This is a genomic window from Agrobacterium pusense (assembly GCF_013285525.1).
Taxonomy (GTDB): domain Bacteria; phylum Pseudomonadota; class Alphaproteobacteria; order Rhizobiales; family Rhizobiaceae; genus Agrobacterium; species Agrobacterium pusense.
In genome coordinates, this window is record NZ_CP053856.1 from 2,774,406 (window position 1) to 2,795,159 (window position 20,754).

General features: G+C 58.4%; 20 protein-coding genes and 1 pseudogene. 11 read left to right on the forward strand and 10 right to left on the reverse strand.

What is annotated here, in order from left to right; translation table 11 throughout:
* Positions 1-394 precede the first annotated feature (394 nt).
* The 3 genes from HQN82_RS13465 to HQN82_RS13475 form a co-directional block, all read right to left on the reverse strand.
* Positions 395-1,267 carry an SDR family oxidoreductase gene (locus HQN82_RS13465; protein WP_173614975.1) on the reverse strand — a complete coding sequence of 291 codons (873 nt, stop codon included), beginning with the start codon at positions 1,265-1,267 and terminating at the stop codon, positions 395-397.
* 3 nt (positions 1,268-1,270) lie between these two features.
* Complete coding sequence (gene queG, locus HQN82_RS13470; RefSeq protein WP_072494847.1) at positions 1,271-2,422, reverse strand: tRNA epoxyqueuosine(34) reductase QueG; 1,152 nt, start codon at positions 2,420-2,422, stop codon at positions 1,271-1,273.
* Between the two features lie 78 nt (positions 2,423-2,500).
* Complete coding sequence (locus tag HQN82_RS13475; RefSeq protein ID WP_006699702.1) at positions 2,501-3,193, reverse strand: glutathione S-transferase family protein; 693 nt, start codon at positions 3,191-3,193, stop codon at positions 2,501-2,503.
* A gap of 159 nt (positions 3,194-3,352) precedes the next feature.
* Here HQN82_RS13475 and HQN82_RS13480 point away from each other — a divergent pair, with 159 nt between their 5' ends.
* The gene (locus HQN82_RS13480; RefSeq protein WP_037089424.1) at positions 3,353-4,159 is read left to right on the forward strand and encodes an undecaprenyl-diphosphate phosphatase; all 807 of its coding nucleotides are present in this window, start codon (positions 3,353-3,355) and stop codon (positions 4,157-4,159) included.
* A 577-nt stretch (positions 4,160-4,736) separates the two neighbouring features.
* Here HQN82_RS13480 and HQN82_RS13485 read toward each other — a convergent pair.
* The 6 genes from HQN82_RS13485 to dnaN all read right to left on the reverse strand — a co-directional run bounded on the left by HQN82_RS13485 (position 4,737) and on the right by dnaN (position 9,455).
* Positions 4,737-5,717 carry a complex I NDUFA9 subunit family protein gene (locus tag HQN82_RS13485; RefSeq protein WP_173614976.1) on the reverse strand — a complete coding sequence of 327 codons (981 nt, stop codon included), beginning with the start codon at positions 5,715-5,717 and terminating at the stop codon, positions 4,737-4,739.
* Between the two features lie 120 nt (positions 5,718-5,837).
* Entirely contained in the window at positions 5,838-6,125 is a 288-nt protein-coding gene (locus HQN82_RS13490) for a DUF1330 domain-containing protein (protein WP_004439466.1), read from the reverse strand.
* Positions 6,126-6,145: 20 nt separating this feature from the next.
* Complete coding sequence (gene pyrF / locus HQN82_RS13495; protein WP_004439469.1) at positions 6,146-6,853, reverse strand: orotidine-5'-phosphate decarboxylase; 708 nt, start codon at positions 6,851-6,853, stop codon at positions 6,146-6,148.
* Positions 6,854-6,857: 4 nt separating this feature from the next.
* Positions 6,858-7,454 (reverse strand): histidine phosphatase family protein, encoded by a 597-nt coding sequence (locus HQN82_RS13500; protein WP_173615022.1) that lies wholly within the window; start codon positions 7,452-7,454, stop codon positions 6,858-6,860.
* Between the two features lie 94 nt (positions 7,455-7,548).
* On the reverse strand, positions 7,549-8,142 hold the full coding sequence (gene pmtA / locus HQN82_RS13505; RefSeq protein WP_006699699.1) for a phospholipid N-methyltransferase PmtA: 594 nt from the start codon (positions 8,140-8,142) through the stop codon (positions 7,549-7,551).
* A 194-nt stretch (positions 8,143-8,336) separates the two neighbouring features.
* Positions 8,337-9,455: a DNA polymerase III subunit beta gene (gene dnaN, locus HQN82_RS13510; RefSeq protein ID WP_173614977.1), complete on the reverse strand. Its 1,119-nt coding sequence runs from the start codon at positions 9,453-9,455 to the stop codon at positions 8,337-8,339.
* Between the two features lie 265 nt (positions 9,456-9,720).
* On the opposite strand from dnaN, the gene rsmI reads away from it, so the two are divergent.
* The 10 genes and pseudogenes from rsmI to HQN82_RS13560 all read left to right on the forward strand — a co-directional run bounded on the left by rsmI (position 9,721) and on the right by HQN82_RS13560 (position 19,548).
* Positions 9,721-10,662, forward strand: coding sequence for a 16S rRNA (cytidine(1402)-2'-O)-methyltransferase (gene rsmI / locus HQN82_RS13515; RefSeq protein WP_112766082.1), 942 nt, complete (start codon positions 9,721-9,723; stop codon positions 10,660-10,662).
* Complete coding sequence (locus HQN82_RS13520) at positions 10,652-11,020, forward strand: YraN family protein (RefSeq protein ID WP_004439484.1); 369 nt, start codon at positions 10,652-10,654, stop codon at positions 11,018-11,020. The genes rsmI and HQN82_RS13520 overlap by 11 nt, the downstream gene beginning before the upstream one ends.
* A gap of 10 nt (positions 11,021-11,030) precedes the next feature.
* Entirely contained in the window at positions 11,031-11,591 is a 561-nt protein-coding gene (locus tag HQN82_RS13525; protein WP_112766083.1) for a sugar O-acetyltransferase, read from the forward strand.
* A gap of 107 nt (positions 11,592-11,698) precedes the next feature.
* The gene (locus HQN82_RS13530; protein ID WP_022555483.1) at positions 11,699-12,997 is read left to right on the forward strand and encodes an extracellular solute-binding protein; all 1,299 of its coding nucleotides are present in this window, start codon (positions 11,699-11,701) and stop codon (positions 12,995-12,997) included.
* An 82-nt stretch (positions 12,998-13,079) separates the two neighbouring features.
* Positions 13,080-14,048 (forward strand): ABC transporter permease subunit, encoded by a 969-nt coding sequence (locus tag HQN82_RS13535; protein WP_020011090.1) that lies wholly within the window; start codon positions 13,080-13,082, stop codon positions 14,046-14,048.
* Positions 14,049-14,059: 11 nt separating this feature from the next.
* Positions 14,060-14,902, forward strand: coding sequence for a sn-glycerol-3-phosphate ABC transporter permease UgpE (gene ugpE, locus HQN82_RS13540; RefSeq protein ID WP_112635906.1), 843 nt, complete (start codon positions 14,060-14,062; stop codon positions 14,900-14,902).
* A 10-nt stretch (positions 14,903-14,912) separates the two neighbouring features.
* The gene (locus tag HQN82_RS13545; protein ID WP_045532985.1) at positions 14,913-16,013 is read left to right on the forward strand and encodes a sn-glycerol-3-phosphate import ATP-binding protein UgpC; all 1,101 of its coding nucleotides are present in this window, start codon (positions 14,913-14,915) and stop codon (positions 16,011-16,013) included.
* Between the two features lie 110 nt (positions 16,014-16,123).
* Positions 16,124-16,636 carry a cupin domain-containing protein gene (locus HQN82_RS13550; RefSeq protein ID WP_004439501.1) on the forward strand — a complete coding sequence of 171 codons (513 nt, stop codon included), beginning with the start codon at positions 16,124-16,126 and terminating at the stop codon, positions 16,634-16,636.
* Between the two features lie 237 nt (positions 16,637-16,873).
* Positions 16,874-17,833, forward strand: coding sequence for a glutathione synthase (gene gshB, locus HQN82_RS13555; RefSeq protein WP_045532983.1), 960 nt, complete (start codon positions 16,874-16,876; stop codon positions 17,831-17,833).
* A gap of 183 nt (positions 17,834-18,016) precedes the next feature.
* Positions 18,017-19,548, forward strand: a pseudogene (locus tag HQN82_RS13560) (YifB family Mg chelatase-like AAA ATPase).
* 201 nt (positions 19,549-19,749) lie between these two features.
* Here the strand turns inward: HQN82_RS13560 and cysK are convergent.
* Positions 19,750-20,718, reverse strand: a complete 969-nt coding sequence (cysK, locus tag HQN82_RS13565; RefSeq protein WP_006699690.1) for a cysteine synthase A — start codon at positions 20,716-20,718, stop codon at positions 19,750-19,752.
* Positions 20,719-20,754: the final 36 nt, after the last annotated feature.

Here is a 20,754-nt window from a genome sequence, read left to right on the forward strand (position 1 = left end):
TTGATTGTGCCCTTGCTAAACGGCCATGAACTGGCCTGAACGCCTTTTGATGCGAGATTGTAGGGCGAGGGAAAAATGGCGAAAAAAAGCTGATCTCAAATCACGAACTGTTACAGACCGTAACATTCGTGATCATCGGCCGGAAGCTGCCATTGCCGCGCCCGTTTGAAGAAGCGGAAAAAATAACGAAGAATCAATGCTCAATGGGAATGTTGTTGCAAGTCACGGCTTCGTGAATCCACTTCACGAAATGTGAGTGAAATATTTTTCTAATGACTACGATTTTAGTGATTTCGGCTTGGTTAATAAAATCCTAATTGGCTGAAATAAGACGAAAACCATCCGGAAAAGCGGGATTGGAAGGATTTTTCATCGCTTTTGGAGATGGCATTTTTCAGCCTCGCCAGAGGCCATTTTCCCATAATTGTCGAAGCGAGACCCTGTATTCCGGGAAGCGAAAATCGAAGCCCAGATCGCGAATTCTGGCGTTGGAAACGCGCTTGTTCTCGCCATAAAAAGAGCGCGCCATCGGTGTTAGATCGGCAGTTTCAAAGGCCTGTTCGGGTGGTGGTTCCACTCCCATCAGCGCTGCCGCGAAGCTTACCACATCCTGCGGGGGGCAGGGTTCATCATCGGTCACGTCGAAGATGCCGCCTTCGTGTTTCTGTGCCAGGAAGGCAACCGCCGCGCCGATATCCTCCACGCGGATGCGATTGAATACCTGGTCCTTCTTCACCAGCCGCCGCGCCGTTCCCTTCTCGAAATTCATGAAGGCATTGCGCCCCGGGCCATAAATTCCGGATAGACGCAGGATGGAAAGCGTCGCGTCGGCGTCGCGGGCCGCTTCAGTCCATGCGGCCTCAGCCGCTACCCGCTCCACAGAACGTGGGGAAACGGGGCGGCAGGGTGTTGTCTCGTCCACCCAAGCGCCGCCGTGGTCGCCATAAACACCCACGGTAGAAAGATAAGCGATCCATGCCAGATTGGGCAGGAGCTTTTTCAAGTCGCCGCCCAGAAGCGGAAGGAGAGGATCGCCATCCTTGCCCGGCGCGACGGATTGTATGAGATGCGTGACATTGTCCATTGCAGCGACGAGCTCATCATTGAGCTGGACGCCGTCAAAGAGCAAGGGCGTCATGTGTGCGCTGGCGAGGCCAGAGAATTTGTCCTGACTGCGCGTGGTGCCGGAGATCCCTGCTGCTTGGGATTTCAGCGCGTTGGCAATGGCTTTCCCCGAATAACCCGCGCCAAAAATCATCACATGCATGGTTCACGCCTCTGCCAATTGCCATTCCATTTCCGCCTCCGGATCAGTCTCCGGTGCGCGCGTGGCAGAGTATGTACGGAATTCCTGTCTGTCCATAAGCCGCGATAAAGCCCACGCGGCCATGCCGCGTACCTCCGGCGAAGGGTCCATTTCGGCAAGAGCCTTGCATCGTTCCACGAACTGCCGGTTTCCGGAGTTGCCGGCCGCAATCAGCACATTGCGGATAAATCGGCTACGGCCGATGCGTTTGACGGGAGAGCCACTGAAAAAGCTGCGGAAGGCAGCATCATCCAATGTCAGGAGGAAATCGATGGACGGTTCTTTCAGATCCTCGCGCGCCTGCAATTTCATTTCCGAGGCGCTGGCCGCGAACTTGTTCCATGGGCAGGCGGCGAGGCAATCGTCACAGCCGTAGATGCGATTGCCCATCATCGGCCGAAACTCATGCGGAATTGGCCCCTTGTGCTCGATGGTGAGATAGGAGATGCAGCGACGGGCGTCGAGTTGATAGGGGGCGGGAAAGGCCGCCGTTGGACAGGCATTAAGACAGGCCCGGCAGGAGCCGCAATGATCCTTCTCGGCCTCATCGAGACAGAGATCAGCGGTGGTGAACATGCTGCCGAGGAACAGCCAGGAACCATGGCTGCGGCTGACGAGGTTCGTGTGTTTGCCCTGCCAGCCAAGACCGGCGGCGGCGGCGAGCGGTTTTTCCATCACCGGGGCGGTGTCGACGAAGACCTTCACATCCTCGCCGGCGCGTGCGGCGAAGCGCGTGGCGATTTCCTTCAGCCGCCCCTTGATGACGTCGTGGTAATCGCGATTGCGGGCATAGACCGAAATGGCTGCCTTGTCCGGTTTCGAGAGCAGATTGCGCGGGTCTTCGTCGGGACCATAATTGAGGCCGAACATGACGATGGAGCGTACATCGCTCCACAGCGTTTTCGGCTCCGCCCGCCGGGCCTCGGTTTCTTCCATCCACGCCATCGTGCCGTGATAACCTTTGCCGAGAAATTCTCTCAGCCGTTCCGGTGCGAGCGGAATGCTGTCCGGCGCTGTGACGCGACATAGATCGAAGCCAAGCGAAAGGGCTTCGTGACGAATGAAATCCGTCAGTTTGCGCGCGCGTATCCGCTGCTTCTCGTCGGCAACGTCGATGGTAGTCTCTCCTGCGGGTTGTTGCGCGTCATATATAGGCGCAGTCCCGGGCCGCAGCAAACAACCGAAAGGCTGAACTTAAAAGTCCAGATCGGCATAATGGGAGGAGGGGGCGAGGCGTGGAATACGCTCGCTCAGGAACGGCCGGAAGGACGGACGGGATTTCACCCGCTGGTACCATTCCTTGGCGATGGGTGCCTCGAGCCAGTTGATCTCGCCGAGATAATCCAGAACCGAAACCGCGGCTGCGGCGGCAAGATCGGCATAGCTCAGCCGATCACCCGCCAGCCATGTGCGCGAACCGGCCAGCCATTCCAGATACTTTATGTGCTGGCGGATATTGTTGCGGGCTGTGCGCAGCAATTTGGAATCCGGCGGGCCGCCGCCTTGCGCGGTCGTCATCTGCAATTTGTAAACACGCTCCCGTACCAGCGGCCGGGTCACGTCATTTTCCATCTTCTGCAGAAACCATTCCGTCAGGCGGCGAATTTCCGCCCGCTGAAACGGGTCTTCCGCCAGAAGACGCCTGTCACGCTTCAAAACCCCATGGGTTTCATCGAGAAATTCCGCAAGCACGTAAGGCCCGCTGAGGGAGCGCATATTGTCGTCGAGATAGACCGGCAGGGTGCCGGCCGGATTGAGCGCCAGAAACTCCCGCCGTCTTTCCCACGGTTGCTCCTCCACGAGATCGGTCTGGAACCCGTATTCCGCAAGGATCAGACGAACGAACCGGGATGCGGTCGACATCGGAGAGTGATAGAGAGTTGGCATCGGTACTCAATTTTTACGATTGGTTGTCATGATCGGCATCTGCCGGAAAACTTTTTCAGTTTCGCTTCATCAAGACGCTATAAGAGCTTGGCTACTTTAAAACAAGTTTAACGCAATTGCCTTCCATTGCCACTTCCCCCCTGAAAAGAAGGATTCCCCATGGGTGACCAATCGATCATCAGCGCGCTTCTGCTGGGTATCATCGAGGGTCTGACGGAGTTCATTCCCGTTTCCTCAACGGCGCATGTGCTGCTGGCCGGGCACTTCCTCGGCTTCAAATCACCCGGCAACACCTTTGCGGTTCTCATCCAGCTCGGTGCGATTCTTGCGATACTTCTTGTTTATTTCCAAAAGCTTGTATCGATTGCGCTCGCTCTGCCGACAAGCGCGAAAGCGCGCCGCTTCGTGCTGGCCGTCGCTCTCGCCTTCCTGCCGGCGGCCATCATCGGCGCCTTGGCGCATGACTTCATCAAGACTGTGCTGTTTGAAACGCCCATGCTCATCTGCGTGGTGCTGATCATCGGCGGGGTCATTTTGCTTGCCGTCGACCGCATGCCGCTGAATCCGAAATATACCGACATCATGGATTATCCGCCGTCGCTTGCATTCAAGATCGGCCTCTTCCAGTGCCTCGCGATGATTCCCGGCACATCGCGTTCCGGTGCCACGATCGTCGGCTCGTTGCTGATGGGCACGGACAAGCGCTCCGCCGCCGAATTTTCGTTCTTCCTGGCGATGCCGACCATGCTCGGCGCGTTCACGCTCGATCTTTACAAGAACCGCGATGCCCTGAGTTTCGATGACGGCGCTCTGATCGCCGTCGGCTTCATCGCCGCTTTCGTCTCGGGTCTTTTTGTCGTTCGCTCGCTCCTGGATTTCGTCTCGCGACGGGGCTTCGCGCCCTTCGCCTGGTGGCGCATCGCCATCGGGTCGCTGGGACTTATCGCGCTTCTGGTCCTGGGCTGAGGCTTTAATTTATATGGTCTGAAAAAGAAAAAGCGCCCCGGAAAACCGGCGGCGCTTTTTTTAAACTTCTAAAGGCTGGTCAGTTGGTGCTGATCGAAGCCGTCGCGCAGGGGTCCACGCCATAAGCCGGAGCACAACCGCTCTTACCCGCTGCAACCGTGCCCGGTGCCATGAATGAACCCGCCAGAACCACCAAAGCCGCACACGCAAAAAAGAGTGCGATAGATCTGCCCATTTTATGATTGCCTTTCAGACGTTCGTTCGCGCGGATCGTGCCGCCGTGTGTGAATTGAGGGTTCGGGATATGTTTGGAATGTGGCGAATATCAATAAAGCAGCTTGTTGAATACCGGGTTAATGCGAAGTCTTTTCCACAGTTGCGCTTGTGCCACGCTTGCCTGCGGAGACCTTTCCGCCGTTAACCTTTTCCAGCGGCTCGCTCGCTCCGATATTGATGTCGTCTCCTTCCCGTTATCGAAGGAGAAATGCACCGAAAGCGGTTTGGTTGCGATGAAGAATGCACAAAAAAAGCGGGAACAAGTCCCGCCTTTCTAGTAGGTGCCGCATGGCGGCAGAGCTCAGGCCGCCTTGCCCGCATTCGAGAACTGGCCGTGCGGGCGATATTGCACCATGTAGGACGGCAGAACAGACGCAACACGAACGGGCGTAATGCCGATGCCTTCCAGCGTCAGGCCGTTCTTTTCCGCCTCGGCGGAAACGACGTTGTCCTTTTTCAGCATGGTCACCTGATCGGATGTCAGCGGTGGCGTGATCAGCGGCACCATCGAAGCAACCTTGCCTATCATCGAGGCAACGCCGAAAGGCAGATTGACGAACGGACGTTCGCGATAGGTGGCGGCAAGAACGGCCTCAAGACAGTCGCGGAACGTCATCACATCCTGGCCGCCGAGCTCATAGATGGCGCCGGGTTTCAGCTTGCCGTCAACGCTACGGGCGACGGCCTCCGCGACATCCTCGACATAAACCGGCTGGAACCTGGTTTTTCCGCCACCGATCAACGGCAGGAAGGGCATGCCGCGGGCCATCTTCGCGAACTTGTTGAAGAAATCATCTTCCGGTCCGAAGATGATCGAAGGACGCAGGATAACGGCGGCGGGCAGAACGGAATGGATAGCAGCTTCGGCGCGGCCCTTGGTGCGGCCGTAACCCGTGGGCGAACTGGCTTCCGCGCCGATGGCGGAAATATGCGTCAGCGTGGCGCCGGCATCGCGGGCGGCCTCGGCGATGGCTTTCGCGCCGAATTCCTGCACGGCGTCAAAGGTGTTGCGGCCACTTTCGGTCAGGATGCCGACGCAATTGACCACATGATCCGCATCTTCCACGGCTTTGACGATGGAATCGCGGTAACGCAGGTTGGCCTGCGCAAAGGAAATCTGGCCGACATTGCCAAGCGGCTGCAAAAAGCCAGCGAGATCGGGTCGGCGCACGGCGACACGAATGCGATAACCGCGCTTGGCGAGCAGTCTCACCACATGCCGCCCGACAAAACCCGAACCGCCGAATACGGTGACGAGGGGTGGAAGGTTGGCCAAGGTCATGGGAGGCTCCTCAGAAGCTGTCGATAAAGCGTTTTTCAGTCTCTTAGCCCAAAGCCGCGCGCACGGGAAGAGATGTTCTCGCCGGGAAGAGGCGGGTTTGGGACATAGGGTTGACGACGGTCAAATTCCCTCGACGATCACCATTTCCGCATCCGCGACTTCCTGGCGGATTTTGGCGGCTGCCTGGTATTCGGGGGAATTATAGCAATCGATGGCGTGTTGCACCGAAGGAAACTCGATGACGACGTTGCGCGCCCGTGCCTTGCCCTCAAGCTCGGTCAAAGCACCGCCACGAGCGAGGAAATTCGCACCGAACCGCTCGAAGGCGGGTTTTGCCGTTGAGACGTAGTCCTTGTAACGCTCGCTGTCGCGAACATCGACGCGGGCGATCCAATATCCCTTTGCCATTTCATCTCCTCCTGTCGTCATTATTGATTGGCTGGAAAGCTGGCGCGCAGCATGTCATCGAGAATGGCGCGGGCCGCCGCTTTGGGATCTTCCGCCCTGACGATCGGTCGGGCGACGACCAGGTGGCTCGAACCAGCCTTGATGGCGTCGTAAGGCGTCATCACCCGTTTCTGATCGCCGAGATCGGCGCCCGCGGGGCGAATGCCAGGGGTAACGACGGCAAGATCGGGGCCGAGGATTTCGCGCACGGCGGTCGATTCTTCCGCCGAGCAGACGATGCCGCCCATGCCCGCCTCGCGCGCCTGTTCCGCGCGGCGCAGCACCAGCGAACGGGCATCCGCGGCGTAACCGGCTTCGGCCAGATCGCTGTCATCCATCGACGTCAGCACCGTGACACCGAGCAGGCAGAGGCCGGAACCTTCCGCCGCCTTGACGGCAGCACGCATGGCTTTGGGATATGCATGCAGCGTCAGCATCGACATGCCCATCCGGGCGATGTTTTCGACACCGGAGGCGACGGTGTTGTCGATATCGAGCAGCTTCATGTCGAGGAAGACCTTCTTGCCGCTTTGGACAAGGTCGCGCGCGAATTCCAGACCGCCGGCGAAGACGAGCTGATAACCGATCTTGTAGAAAAGAACCTCGTCGCCGATTTTTGAAACGATGTCTTCGGCCTGCTGCACAGTCGGAACATCGAGCCCGACGATGAGTTTTTCGCGCGCGGTCATTGTCTTATCCCTGCCATGTTTCCATTGCCGTCCAGTCGCATGCGGGGGAGGCGGCTGCAAGTGAAAAGTCGGCGATGGAGAAGCGAAAGAGATTGCCGCCGCCGGGTGGCTGGTCCTCGCTGCGGCTGATGCGGCGGCCTTCTATATGGCATTTCAGAAGTGTGCCCACACCGCCATGGCCGACAAAGGCGATAGGCCGATGTGTATCGTGCCGGTCAAGAATAGCTCTGACGGCATTGACAATCCGCGCCTGCGCATCGATTGCCCGCTCCCAGCCGCGAAAACTTTCCTGCGGGTGAGCGAAGAACCAGTCCGCCGCCTTCTCGAATTCCGGTGGCGTCAGGAAACCGATGGAGGACCGGTCGTTTTCATGCATCTCCTCGACGATTTCTATCTCCGCTCCGGATGTCTCGGCAAGGATACGGGCGGTTTCAATCGCCTTCGTCTCGGCGCTGCAAACGATATGGCGCAATGCCAGCGCCCAAGGCAGGCGGCCTGCCTCTCGCGCCCGCTCGGCACCTCTTTCCGAAAGCCCCCATTGAGGAACGGGAACAGCCGGATCGATTCTGACTTGAGGGTGGGTAATGTAGAGAGCATGCACGGCAATCGGTCCCCAAAAGGCCATGGAAAGGGCATCGACACCCTAACCATGCGCTACGACCGGGAAATGACGGATTTTCTCGATCTGCCGGACGTCAGGCCCGAGTATAGGTCCACAGTTGCGCCGGCGGAATATTGCGCACGATGAAATCGAAATGACGAATGTGGTAAAGATGCGGCTGTGCGACGATCGGCGAGATCGGGCCATAGGATATCTGCACCACGGGGCGGCCATGCGGCACGCGCTTCAGCAATTCGTCGAGAAGCTTGATGCGGGCGGCCATCGGAAAATTCAGCATGGGCACGGCTGAAATGACACTGTCGAACATCTGATGCCCGTGTTCGCCGAGCGTCGCATCGAGATCGAAGGCATCCCCATTGACGAAGTTGACGCCGGGGTAGCTTTTGAGCAGCTGATTATAGAAATCGGTCGAATATTCGATGGCGGTCAAATTCTCCGGCTTGATGCCGCGCGCCAGGATGGCCTTGGTGATGACACCCGTGCCTGGGCCGAGTTCAAGAACCGGCAGGCCGGAATGGGGATTGATGACACTCGCCATCTTTTTCGCTGTGATGGCCGATGTCGGTACGATGGCGCCGACTTTTTTCGGCTGGCTGACCATGCCCTTGAAAAAGCGAATTTCTTCCTCGAATTTCTGTTCAAGGCGTTGCTTCAGGTTAAGTGCCATAATTCCCCTCAGATGCATTTGGTCATTGTCAAAAAACTGTTACGCAATGTTGATCCCATTTGGCGCAAAAACAAGGCAAAATGTCGTAACTGGGAAAATTCGCCTCCGGGTCCAAGATGACGATAATCGAATCAAAAAACGCCGGCGGAGCGATCCACCGGCGTTTTGGCTAAAATGGAAAGAAATCAGCGTACTCACACGCGCATCGGCATCAAAACATACAGGGCATCGTCGCCGGCGGTGTCACGAACCAGCGTCGGCGACCCTGCATCTGCCAGAAGGAAAATCGCGTCGTCACCGGAAAGCTGTGAGGTGATGTCGAGCAGATATTTCGAGTTGAAGCCGATTTCCATCGAATCATTGTCATAGCCGACGGCGACTTCTTCCGTCGCGCTGCCCGAATCGGGATTGTTGACGGTAAGAGTGAGCTGTCCATTGGTGAGGGCGAGTTTTACGGCGCGGCCACGTTCGGACGAAATGGTCGAAACGCGATCGACAGCCTGGGCGAAAGACTGGCAGTCGACCCGCATTTCCTTGTCGTTGCCGGTGGGGATCACGCGCTGGTAATCCGGGAAAGTCCCATCGATCAGCTTCGAGGTCAGAACGACCGAGCCGATGGTCAGGCGGATTTTCGCATCCGAGACTTCGACGGTGACTTCAAGCTCGGGGTTGTCCATCAGCTTCTGCAATTCACCGACAGTCTTGCGCGGAATGATGATGCCAGGCATGCCTTCGGAACCGGACGGCGCATCCACATCGGCGCGTGCCAGACGGTGACCATCGGTTGCGACAGCGCGCAGCTTCAGCTCGCCATTGCTTTCGATGGTGTGGAAGAAAATGCCGTTCAGGTAATAACGTGTCTCTTCCGTCGAAATCGCGAATTGCGTGCGGTCGATCAACATCTTCAGATCGGTCGCCTTTAGCTTGAAGGTGTGGCTGAAGGTGCCGGCGGTCAGGTCAGGGAAATCCGCCTCGGGCAGGCATTGCAGCGAGAACTTCGAGCGGCCGGACGCAACGGTCATGGAGGAACCGTCCGGATTGGTCGCCAAAAGCACCTCGGAACCATCCGGCAGCTTGCGCACGATTTCATAAAGCAGGTGTGCCGGCACGGTGGTGGCGCCCGCCTGCTCCACCATGGCCGGGGTCGCTTCGGTGATTTCGAGATCGAGGTCGGTCGCCTTCATGTCAAGATTGGCGCCGGAAGCGCGCAGCAGAACGTTCGACAGGATCGGGATCGTGTTGCGACGCTCGACGACCCGGTGGACGTGGTTCAGCGATTTCAGAAGGTTCGACCGCTCAAGAGTAATACGCATGGACACTACCGCTTTCAACCGTTGCGAACCGGCCACCGCCGGATCGGCAAGAAGAGTCTTCACCGGCAAATGCCGGATAATGTGGACGGGCAAAATGGCAGAGTTATTGCGGAGAATGCAAGAGCCGAGTTCGTCTGCCGCGGGTCATTTTGCTGCTATACAGCATGATCCACAGGCTGGCGCCGCCTGTTGCCCTTGTTCGCCGGTTTTCAATTGCCCATAAAGAGGAATAACTGGAGCGACCGGCCGGAAATGATCGGCAAGAATGATTGGAAGCCGTGTGACGGAAGAAACATCGAAGATTGACGCCAGGCAGGCGGTGAAGGAATTCAGGATCGGGGCGGCCACAGTTCCCGCGCGTCCGCTGGAGTGCGCGCTTTATCTCGTCGCCACCCCCATCGGCAATCTGGGCGACATTACCATTCGCGCGCTGGAGACGCTGGCTTCTGCTGATGTTCTCGCCTGCGAGGATACCCGCGTCACGCGCATCCTGCTCGAGCGTTACGGTATCCGTACCCGTCCGTTTGCGTATCACGAGCACAATTCGAACGAAGTGGGGCCAAAGCTCATCGCGGCGCTGGAAGCAGGAAAATCCGTGGCGCTGGTGTCGGATGCGGGAACGCCGCTTGTTTCCGATCCCGGTTACCGGCTTGGCCAGCTTGCACTCGAGGCCGGGCATCGCGTCGTGCCGGTGCCGGGCGCCTCGGCGCCGTTAGCCGCGCTGGTCGGTTCGGGCATGCCAAGTGACGCCTTCCTGTTTGCGGGTTTCCTGCCGGTAAAGGACCGCGGCAAGCGCGACCGTTTTGCCGAACTGGCGAAAATCCCCGCGACCCTCATTTTTTTTGAATCACCGCACCGCATCAGCGCTTCCATCAAGGTCGCATCGGAAGTGCTCGGGCGTGAGCGCCGTGCCGTGGTCTGCCGCGAGCTGACCAAGACGTTCGAGGAATTCCGCCGCGGCACGCTCGGTGAGCTTGCGGATTACTATGACGGTGACCGTGTAGTGAAGGGCGAGATCGTGCTTCTGGTGGAGCCGCCTTCCTATGACGAGATTCCCGATATCGAGGATGTCGAGAAGCTGCTGAAGGATCTGGTCGCCACCATGCCCGCCGCAAGGGCTGCAGGCGAAGCCGCGAAGCTGACGGGCCTGCCGCGCAAGGAGCTTTATCAAAGGCTGCTGGACATGAAGGAAGCGGATGGCCGCTAACTGGCGAAACGATAAAAGACGAAAAGCCGAGCGGCGTGGTCATGCTGCGGAATATTGGGCGGCACTTTTTCTGCTGCTGAAGGGATATCGCATTCTCGCCATTCGTTATCGCACCCGGCTGGGGGAGATTGACCTTGTCGCCCGCAAGGCGGACGTCGTCGCGTTTGTGGAGGTCAAGGCCCGGCCGTCCGGCATCAGCGCGATCGATGCCGTCGGCTTTCATTCGCAGCAACGCATCCGGGCGGCTGCGGACCTGTGGCTGGCCCGCCACGGCGATGCCGGGCGGCTTTCACTGCGCTTCGATATCGTCGCCATTCTGCCGCGAGGTCTGCCGCAGCATTTTATCGATGCCTTTTGAAGGGGAGACGATGTCCACCGAGCGTGAAAAAATGGCCGCGGGCGAATGGTACAGCTGCATGGATGGCGAGCTGGATATATTGCGCCGGCGCGCACGAGGGGCCGTCCACCAGCACAATACGATGCCGCCGGATGAGCGCGGGGCAATTGCACCGCTGCTGCGCGCGCTGTTTAATTCTGTCGGGGAAGGCGCGTTTCTCGAAGCGCCGTTTCATTGCGCTTACGGCTTTAATATCGCGCTGGGAAAGAATGTATATCTCAACGCGGGCTGCACCATTCTCGATTCCGCTAAGGTAACGATAGGCGACGGCGCGATGCTGGGGCCTGCGGTGCAGATTTACTGTGCGGAACACCATCTCGACCCGGTGCCGCGTGTCCAAGGCATTGAAATCGCAAAACCCGTGACCATCGGTCGCGACGTCTGGATCGGCGGTGGAGCGATTCTGCTTGCGGGCGTGACAGTGGGTGACGGTGCGATTGTCGGTGCCGGTTCGGTCGTCACACGCGACGTCGCTGCAGGCGTGACGGTGGTCGGGAACCCGGCGCGGCCCCTGAAACGCATATCCGACTGAGATTTTCATCCGCCGCTGTAATAAATCTGACATGGAACTGTCAAAGAGGCGTCATTGAACCTCTCTATTCGCATCCTCACCCCAATAAATGGTGGAGAGGATTTGATATGTTCAAGAAGATTTCCATGGCCGCTGTGGCTGTCAGCATCTCCGCGACCTCTTCCATGGCTGCGACCAACATCACCTGGTGGCATGGCATGGGCGGCCGTAACGGCGAAGTCATCAACGAAGTCGCCCAGAAATTCAACGAAGCCCAGAAAGAATGCGCGCTGACGCCGGTTTCCAAGGGCTCCTATGAAGAAGCTCTCGCCAGCGGCATCGCAGCTTTCCGTTCGGGCGAACAGCCGAACATTCTTCAGGTTTTCGATGCAGGTGCTGCCACCATCATCAACGCCAAGGGCGCGGTCATTCCTGCCGAAGACCTGATCACCAAGGCCGGTTACAAGTTCGATCGCGACGCCTTTATCAACGGCGTGCGCTACTTCTACGCTGCCGCTGACGGCAAGTTCGTCGGCATGCCGTTCAATTCCTCCGCTCCCATCATGTACATCAACGACGAGGCCCTGAAGAAGGCCGGCGTCGAAGCTCCGAAGACCTGGGAAGACTTTGAAAAGGTCGCGCCGAAGCTGAAGGAAGCCGGCTACATTCCGCTCGTCCAGTCGCAGCTGACCTGGCAGTTCACGGAGAACTTCTTCTCGCGTAACAACATCCAGTTCGCCACGAACAACAATGGTTACGACAGCGTCACCGACACCAAGCTCAAGGTCACCGACCCGAACCTCGTCATGATGTTCGAGAAGCTGAAGGACTGGAAGGACAAGGGCCTGTTTGCCTATTACGGCGCCGGCTGGAACGACAACCAGAAGCCCTTCGAAGAAGGTAAGGTAGCACTCTGGATCGGTTCGTCGGGTTCCTTCGGCGGCCTTCAGAAGACGGCCACAATGCCATTCTCGGCAACTTTCCTCCCTTACTGGGGCTCCATCAAGGGCGCGGGCACCAACTCCTTCATCGGCGGCGCCGCCCTCTTTGCAATGTCGGGCAAGTCCGAAGCCGAAAACAAATGCGTGGCCGACTTCTTCCAGTTCCTGACCTCGCCGGAAATCCAGGTCTTCTATCACAAGGCAACCGGTTACGTCGCCATCACCAAGGCCGCTTATGAAAAGGCCAAGGCTGAAGGCTACTACAAGGAAAAGCCGGTCGCCGAAGTCGGCATCCAGCAGCTGTCACTGCAGGGTGGCGACTGGTCCAAGGGTTATCGCCTCGGCTTCTACCCGCAGATCCGCGCCGTGATGGAACGCGAATATAACCGCATCTTCTCCGGCGAAGTCACGCCGAAGGCTGCTTTCGAAATCATCGAGAAGGAAGGCAACGACCTTCTGGCCCGGTTCGCCAAGACGGCCGGCTGATCGATCTCTTCGAAACCGTTGATCTTGTCGAGCCTCCTTTCTGACGGAAGGGAGGCTCACTTCTGGATAAGGAGGCGCAAGCGTGGCCTATACATCGTCTCAACCGCGCCGGTTTTTCTCCGGTCGGTCCGCAAAGGCTGGAAAACCCGCCAAGCCCGCAGAAGCCGGCATGAAGCGCGTGCAGTTCTCTTCGTCCTTTGTGCCCTATCTGTTTCTGGCACCGCAGCTTGCGGTGATTTTCATTTTCTTCTATTGGCCATCCGTTCAGGCCATCCATTCGTCTTTCTATATCGAAGACCCGTTCGGGTTCGGCGCTTCCTTCGTTGGACTCGCCAATTATTCGGATGCGATCTTCAGCCCCGAATATCTCAGCATCGCGAAATTCACGGTAGTCTTCACCGTGCTCGTCACCTTCTTTTCGCTGGCGCTCGGCCTGCTGCTCGCCGTCAAGGCGGATGCGGTCATTCGCGGCAGTTCGACATACAAGACGCTGCTGATTTCCGTTTACGCCATTGCGCCGCCGGTCGCCGGCCTTATCGGCATGATGTTTTTCGACCAGCATATCGGCCCCTTCGTGAAGATGGCCGCGTTTCTCGGTTGGGACATGAAGGTCGGCCTCAATTATTTCGATACGGCCTTTGCCATGATCGTTGTCGCGGTCTGGAAGCAGATTCCTTACAACTTCATCTTCTTCCTCTCCGGTCTCCAGGGCGTTCCGGTCTCCGTGCGGGAAGCCGCGTCCATCGATTGCCGTTCGGGCTTTCGCCGGTTCTGGACCGTCATCATGCCGCTCCTGGCGCCCACGGCCTTCTTTCTGCTGATCATCAACATCACCTATGCGCTCTTCGACACTTTCGGTGTCATCGACGTGATGGTGAAAGACAAGGCCGCGAACAACCCGATCACGCTGGTCTACAAGGTGTTCCTCGACGGTTTCCGCGGCAATGACATCGGCGGTTCCTCGGCCCAGTCCGTCATCCTCATGCTGGTCGTTTTCGTCCTCACCATCATCCAGTTCCGCTTCATCGAGAAGCGCATCCATTACAATTGAGGGAAAAGACGATGTACAAGACCAAACCCCTCGATCATCTGGTGCTGATCATTGGCGCATTGTTTCTGATCCTGCCTGTTGTCGTGGCCTTCATGACGTCCACCCACACGGCGGCTGAAATTCACCGCAGCGGCCTTGCGATCATTCCCGGCGACAATTTCATCGAAACCTATGAGAAGGTCCTTACCCAGAAGGGTGGTTTCACCGGACAGGTTACAGGCCTGAACATGGTGTTGAATTCGCTGATCCTCGGCATCGGCTTTGCCGTCGGCAAAATCGTCCTGTCGATGACGGCGGCCTATGCGATCGTCTATTTCCGCTTCCGTTTTGCGACGCTCGCCTTCTGGATCATTTTCACCACGCTGCTTCTGCCGCTCGAAGTGCGCATCATGCCGTCCTACGAGGTAATGAGCAAACTGGGACTGTTGAACTCCTATACCGGTCTGATCGTGCCGCTTCTCGCTTCGGCGACGGGCACCTTCTATTTCCGGCAGTTCTTCAAATCCGTGCCTGAGGAGCTGCTGGAGGCTGCCCGTATCGATGGTGCGGGGCCAGTGAAATTTTTCATCGACGTTCTCATTCCGCTCTCGCGCACGATGATGGCGGCGATCTTCATCATCATGTTCGTTTATGGCTGGAACCAGTATCTCTGGCCCATGCTGATGACGACGGATGAGGGTTTCTTCACCCTGATGCGTGGCATCAAGTCGATCCTGCAGGTCTGGGTCGGTTCGCAAATCCCCGATTACAACGAAGCTTTCGCGCTCGCCGTGCTGGCCATGCTGCCACCCGTGCTGATCGTCGTTATTTTCCAGCGCTGGTTCATCAAGGGCCTGACCGAGAGCGATAAATAAGGAGACCGAAATGGCCGCGATAGAAATCAGTCAGGTCTGCAAGGATTATCATGGCGGCGTGCGCGCCGTGCATCACGTCGATATCGACATCAAGGACGGCGAGTTTATCGTTCTCGTCGGTCCCTCCGGCTGCGGCAAGTCCACGCTTTTGCGTATGGTCGCCGGGCTTGAGGATATTTCAGAAGGCACGGTGAAGATCGGCGACCGGGTGGTCAACCAGACCGATCCGGCCGACCGCGATATCGCCATGGTCTTCCAGAACTACGCGCTTTACCCGCACATGTCGGTACGCGAGAACCTGGAGTACGGGCTGAAGAACCGCAGGACACCCAAGGCGGAAATTGACGCCCGTGTGGCTGAAGCGGCGCGTATGCTGCAACTCGAACCCTATCTGGACCGCAAGCCACGCGCCCTTTCCGGTGGTCAGCGTCAGCGCGTCGCCATGGGGCGCGCGATCGTTCGCAAGCCTGCTGCCTTCCTGTTCGACGAACCCCTGTCCAATCTCGATGCCAAGCTGCGTGTTTCCATGCGCGGCGAAATCAAGCGGCTGCAAAAACGTCTCGGCACGACATCGATCTACGTTACCCATGACCAGTTGGAAGCCATGACGCTGGCCGACCGCCTCGTCGTGCTGAATGGCGGCCGTATCGAGCAGATCGGTGCGCCGCTGGATGTCTATCACACGCCTGCCTCAACCTTCGTCGCAAGTTTCATCGGCTCTCCGGCCATGAATCTTCTCAGCGCCGAATTGCACGGCGATAGCCTTGCCATCGGGCCGTCGCTGTTTGCGCTCAATGGCTTTGCCCCCACGTCCGGCCCGGTGACTGTTGGAATGCGGGCGGAAGATTTTCGTCTCGCTGCTGCTGACGCCCAGGGTTTCGCACTTCGCGTGGATTATATTGAGGAGCTGGGTTCGCAACGCCTTATACACGGCATGATCGGCGATCAGAGCCTGACCGTGGCCTTTCCGCCTGACGTCGAGGTTCCGTCCGCGCTTTCGGTGACGATTGCTCCGGAAAAACTGCACTTCTTCGCCAGCGAAACTGGCAAGCGTATCGCCAGCGGAGCGGAACAGACGGTGGCGCAGGATGCTCAACTGGCGACGGCCTGATTGCGTCACCTGAAATCGGCGCGATGGCTAAAATTGCGCCGATTGTCAAAACTGGTTTGTTACGATCCCGATGATAGAAGGCCTCCAATATTTCACGGGGGTTTTCTCATATGTCGTTCAAAATGATGTTCGCGGCGGCCGCAACCATGGCTATCCGTACGGTGCCGATATTGCCGGCCTATCTGCGTCGGAAAAAAGACGATGCCGTGGTCAGCGCATCCTGCACCGATCTGCGGCTTCAGCCGGCGCCCATCAATCCTGAATGGATCATTGCCGGCAACCCGCAGGCACGTGCTGCGGATCATTCCCGAAGCGGCGACCGTGCCTCAAGCACCGCCATGTGGGATTGCACTGCAGGCGAATTCCGCTGGTTCTTCGGTTGGGATGAGACCGTCTATATTCTGGAAGGCGAGGTGCATGTGACGGCCGAGGACGGCTCGGTCAGCATCCTGCGGGTCGGTGACGTCGCTTATTTCAGGGCCGGAACATGGGCCACCTGGCGTGTTGATCATTATGTGCGCAAGGTTGCCTTCATGCGTCGTCCGTTCCCCACGGCGCTGGCATTTGCCTATCGCGTCAAGAACAAGCTGTTCGCCGGTCGCTCCTACAAGCTGGCAGCCTGAGCCGTCGCCCATGCCGTTGGCGGGCGCGGGTGTGCCTTCGCCGCAGGAATTATGAAGGTTCAATAAAACTCACAGAAACCACGGCTCGCAGCAGTTGCGTTTGAATGGTCGCTGCCCTACATCTTTCAAGTTTTCTGAAGCATTTCCGGGTCTCTTCCGGTCCTGCCGGAACGCTTGAAAGATGAGACACGGCATGGCGGATCGCAGGCGTCCGTATGCTGCGAGAGGAACATGCGCATGGCGAAGATCAAGAACGTCGCGATCCAGATGGATCATGTCTCCGGCATCAACATCGGCGGTGATTCCACCTTCGCCATGAGCCTTGAAGCGCAGGCGCGCGGATATCGGCTGTTCCATTACACGCCCGACCGCCTTTCCATGCGCGACGGCAAGATTTACGCGACCGTCGAGCAGATGGAACTGCGCGACATCAAGGGTGACCATTTCTCGCTTTCCGAACCGGAGCGCGTCGATCTTTCCACGATGGATGTCATCCATCTGCGTCAGGATCCACCATTCGACATGGCCTATATTACCTCCACCCATCTGCTGGAGCGCATTCATCCGAAGACCCTGGTGGTCAATGATCCCGCCTGGGTGCGCAATTCGCCGGAGAAGATCTTCGTCACCGAATTCGCGGATCTCATGCCGAAGACGCTGATCACGAAGGATGTCGCGGAAATCGCGCGCTTCCGTAACGAAATGGGCGATATCATTCTCAAGCCGCTTTATGGCAATGGCGGTGCGGGCGTCTTCCATTCAGCGCGGGACGACCGCAATTTCTCCTCGCTGCTGGAAATGTTCGGTCAGATGTTCCGCGAACCTTACATTGCTCAGGAATATCTGCCCGACGTCCGCAAGGGCGATAAACGCATCCTGCTGGTGGATGGAGAGCCGGTGGGTGCGATCAACCGCGTTCCAGCGGAAAACGATGCCCGTTCCAACATGCACGCTGGCGGCCGGCCTGAGCCTACGGAACTGACCGCGCGCGAAAAGGAAATCTGCAGCCGTATCGGCCCCGCCCTGCGCGAGCGTGGTTTCCTGTTCGTTGGAATTGATGTCATTGGCGATTACCTCACCGAAATCAACGTCACCTCGCCGACCGGCATTCGAGAGGTGCGGAAATTCGGCGGCGCCGATGTGGCGAGCCTGCTGTGGGACGCCATCGAGAAAAAGCGCGAAGCTCAGGATTTTTGACGAGACATAAATTGCTCTCGGTTTGTTCCGGCTATACAACTCGATACAACTAAAATACAGCGGATGCGATAAATTGTTCGCTGGATGTTCTTGTTTTATTCTTTGGGCTGTGGCACGTTGCTTTGCAATGGTCGTGGATGGGGCATAAGGCTCTGAAAGCGCGGCGGTTTGCGGGGGCAGGCCATGGTGGCACGGGTCAATACGGTGGCATTTCAGGGCATAGAGGGTGTGCCTGTCGAGGTGCAGGTCATGGTCGCACCGGGAAGGGTCGGCATCCAGATTGTCGGTCTGCCGGATAAAGCCGTCGCCGAAAGCCGAGAGCGCGTGCAGGCGGCATTACATGCCTCAGGCTTGGCGCTGCCGGCAAAGAAGGTCACGGTCAATCTTGCCCCTGCCGATCTGCCGAAGGAAGGATCGCATTTCGATCTTCCCATTGCCCTTGGCCTCATGGCCGCCCTGGGAGCCATACCGGCCGACGCGCTGGGGCGTTACGTGGTCCTTGGCGAACTCAATCTCGATGGTACTATCGGCTTGGTTGCGGGCGCGCTTCCGGCAGCGATCGGGGCCAATGCGCTTGGCAAGGGACTGATTTGCCCGGCTGATAGCGGCCCGGAGGCGGCATGGGCCGGAGCCGGGATCGATATTCTCGCCCCGCGCAGCCTGATTGCGCTCGCTAATCACTTTCGTGGCACGCAGATCCTCTCGCGCCCGACGCCCGCCATTCGCGCCAATCCGGTCAATCTGCCTGATTTAGCTGACATAAAGGGGCAGGAGAGCGCCCGGCGGGCGCTGGAGGTGGCAGCCGCCGGCGGCCATAATCTGCTGATGGTCGGCCCGCCCGGCTCGGGAAAATCCATGCTCGCCGCCCGCTTGCCTTCGATCCTGCCGCCGCTGGAGGCGGCAGAACTGCTGGAAGTGTCCATGGTCCATTCCATTGCCGGCCAATTGTCGGGTGGCAAGCTTTCGGATCGCAGGCCCTTCCGCACGCCGCATCATTCCGCCACCATGGCGGCCCTGATCGGCGGCGGGCTGCGGGCCAAACCGGGCGAGGCTTCGCTTGCTCACCATGGCGTTCTTTTTCTGGATGAGTTCCCGGAATTTTCGCCGCAGGTGCTGGATGCCCTGCGTCAGCCGCTCGAAACCGGCGAATGCATTATTGCGCGTGCCAATCACCGTGTCAGCTATCCCGCGCAAATCCAGCTTGTCGCGGCAATGAATCCCTGCCGTTGCGGTATGGCGGGAGAGCCGGGTTTTACCTGTGCCAGAGGCCCACGTTGTGTGGCAGACTATCAGGCTCGCATTTCTGGCCCGCTGTCGATCGCATCGACATCCGTATCGACGTTCCCGCCGTTTCCGCCGCCGATCTCATTCGGCCCATGACGGCCGAACCGAGCACCGTGGTCGCGGCGCGCGTCGCCGAAGCGCGCCTTGCCCAGCAGGAACGTTATGCGGCAGCGGGCTTCCCTGCCATCCGCACCAACGCCCGCTGCACGACAGCAATGATCGAAAAATACGCCGAACCGGACCAGTCCGGGCTGCAATTGCTCCGTGATGCGGCGGAGCGCATGAAGTTCTCCGCGCGCGGTTACCATCGCATTCTCAAGGTGGCCCGCACCCTGGCGGATCTGGATGGCAGACAAACGGTTGGACGTATCCATATTGCCGAAGCAGTGTCCTATCGTATCGCCGGCGAAAGGCTAACCGCCGCGGCGTAAAACCAGCTACGGGCACTTTGTCTGGGAAGGACGCTTATGCCTGCCGGTCAATCAGGCGGTTCCGGGAATGACGGGTAAAATGCTGTTTGAACAGCTCGGTAGGTGATGGGCCGAATGAGGGGCCTTGAAACAGAAGTGCCGCCGGCAAACCGGCGGCACGTCAAATATTCGCTCTTCCGCAACCGGGTGCCGAGAAGGGAGCTAGAGCCCAAGCCCTTCGAAAAGTGCTGTCGAAAGGTAACGTTCCGCGAAGGAGGGAATGATGATGACAATGTTCTTGCCGGCATTTTCCTCACGCGCACCGACCTTGATTGCCGCCGCCAGCGCCGCACCCGAGGAGATGCCAACGGGCACGCCTTCCAGCCTCGCCGCCAGACGTGCGGTTTCGAAAGCCTCATCATTGGTGACGGTGACGATCTCGTCATAAATGCCGGTGTCGAGAATGGCGGGGGCAAAACCGGCGCCGATGCCCTGAATTTTGTGGGGGCCGGGGTTGCCACCGGAAAGAACGGGGCTGTCGGCGGGCTCCACCGCAATCACCTTCACCTCGGGCTTGCGGGATTTCAGAACCTGACCCGTGCCGGTGATCGTGCCGCCGGTGCCGATACCCGAGACCAGAATATCAACCGTGCCTTCGGTGTCGTTCCAGATTTCTTCAGCCGTCGTCTTGCGGTGGATCTCCGGATTGGCGGGGTTTTCAAACTGCTGCGGAATGATGGCGTCAGGCAGGGTTTCTGCCAGTTCCTGCGCTTTGGCGATGGCGCCCTTCATGCCCTTCGGGCCTTCGGTCAGCACCAGTTCCGCGCCCAGGAGAGCCAGCATTTTCCGACGCTCGACCGACATGGTTTCAGGCATGGTCAGGATCAGCTTGTAGCCTTTCGCGGCGGCAGCGAAGGCGAGCGCAATCCCCGTATTACCGGAGGTCGGTTCCACTAGCGTCGTCTTTCCGGGCGTAATCTTGCCCTGGGCTTCCAGAGCTTCAATCATGGCGACGCCGATGCGGTCCTTCACCGACGCGATGGGATTGAAAAATTCGAGCTTGGCAAGAAGGTTGGCCTTCACGCCTTTTTCCTTCGCCAGCTTGTCGAGCCGCACGATCGGTGTATCGCCGATTGTTTCCGTAATCGAGGAATAGACGCGACCGCGTCCGGGCTTTCTGGCTTCCGGCATGATGCTCTCCTGTGTAAAGACTGCAAGATTTGAGCG

Excerpts from the sequence above, each read along its gene's own strand:
- HQN82_RS13475 (WP_006699702.1), bottom strand. The coding sequence starts at position 3,193 with ATGCCAACTCTCTATCACTCTCCGATGTCGACCGCATCCCGGTTCGTT.
- HQN82_RS13550 (WP_004439501.1), top strand. The coding sequence starts at position 16,124 with ATGTCGTTCAAAATGATGTTCGCGGCGGCCGCAACCATGGCTATCCGT.
- dnaN (WP_173614977.1), bottom strand. The coding sequence starts at position 9,455 with ATGCGTATTACTCTTGAGCGGTCGAACCTTCTGAAATCGCTGAACCAC.
- HQN82_RS13530 (WP_022555483.1), top strand. The coding sequence starts at position 11,699 with ATGTTCAAGAAGATTTCCATGGCCGCTGTGGCTGTCAGCATCTCCGCG.
- ugpE (WP_112635906.1), top strand. The coding sequence starts at position 14,060 with ATGTACAAGACCAAACCCCTCGATCATCTGGTGCTGATCATTGGCGCA.
- pmtA (WP_006699699.1), bottom strand. The coding sequence starts at position 8,142 with ATGGCACTTAACCTGAAGCAACGCCTTGAACAGAAATTCGAGGAAGAA.
- HQN82_RS13465 (WP_173614975.1), bottom strand. The coding sequence starts at position 1,267 with ATGCATGTGATGATTTTTGGCGCGGGTTATTCGGGGAAAGCCATTGCC.
- gshB (WP_045532983.1), top strand. The coding sequence starts at position 16,874 with ATGGCGAAGATCAAGAACGTCGCGATCCAGATGGATCATGTCTCCGGC.
- HQN82_RS13545 (WP_045532985.1), top strand. The coding sequence starts at position 14,913 with ATGGCCGCGATAGAAATCAGTCAGGTCTGCAAGGATTATCATGGCGGC.
- HQN82_RS13485 (WP_173614976.1), bottom strand. The coding sequence starts at position 5,717 with ATGACCTTGGCCAACCTTCCACCCCTCGTCACCGTATTCGGCGGTTCG.
- rsmI (WP_112766082.1), top strand. The coding sequence starts at position 9,721 with ATGATTGGAAGCCGTGTGACGGAAGAAACATCGAAGATTGACGCCAGG.
- cysK (WP_006699690.1), bottom strand. The coding sequence starts at position 20,718 with ATGCCGGAAGCCAGAAAGCCCGGACGCGGTCGCGTCTATTCCTCGATT.
- HQN82_RS13490 (WP_004439466.1), bottom strand. The coding sequence starts at position 6,125 with ATGGCAAAGGGATATTGGATCGCCCGCGTCGATGTTCGCGACAGCGAG.
- HQN82_RS13480 (WP_037089424.1), top strand. The coding sequence starts at position 3,353 with ATGGGTGACCAATCGATCATCAGCGCGCTTCTGCTGGGTATCATCGAG.
- HQN82_RS13520 (WP_004439484.1), top strand. The coding sequence starts at position 10,652 with ATGGCCGCTAACTGGCGAAACGATAAAAGACGAAAAGCCGAGCGGCGT.
- pyrF (WP_004439469.1), bottom strand. The coding sequence starts at position 6,853 with ATGACCGCGCGCGAAAAACTCATCGTCGGGCTCGATGTTCCGACTGTG.
- HQN82_RS13525 (WP_112766083.1), top strand. The coding sequence starts at position 11,031 with ATGTCCACCGAGCGTGAAAAAATGGCCGCGGGCGAATGGTACAGCTGC.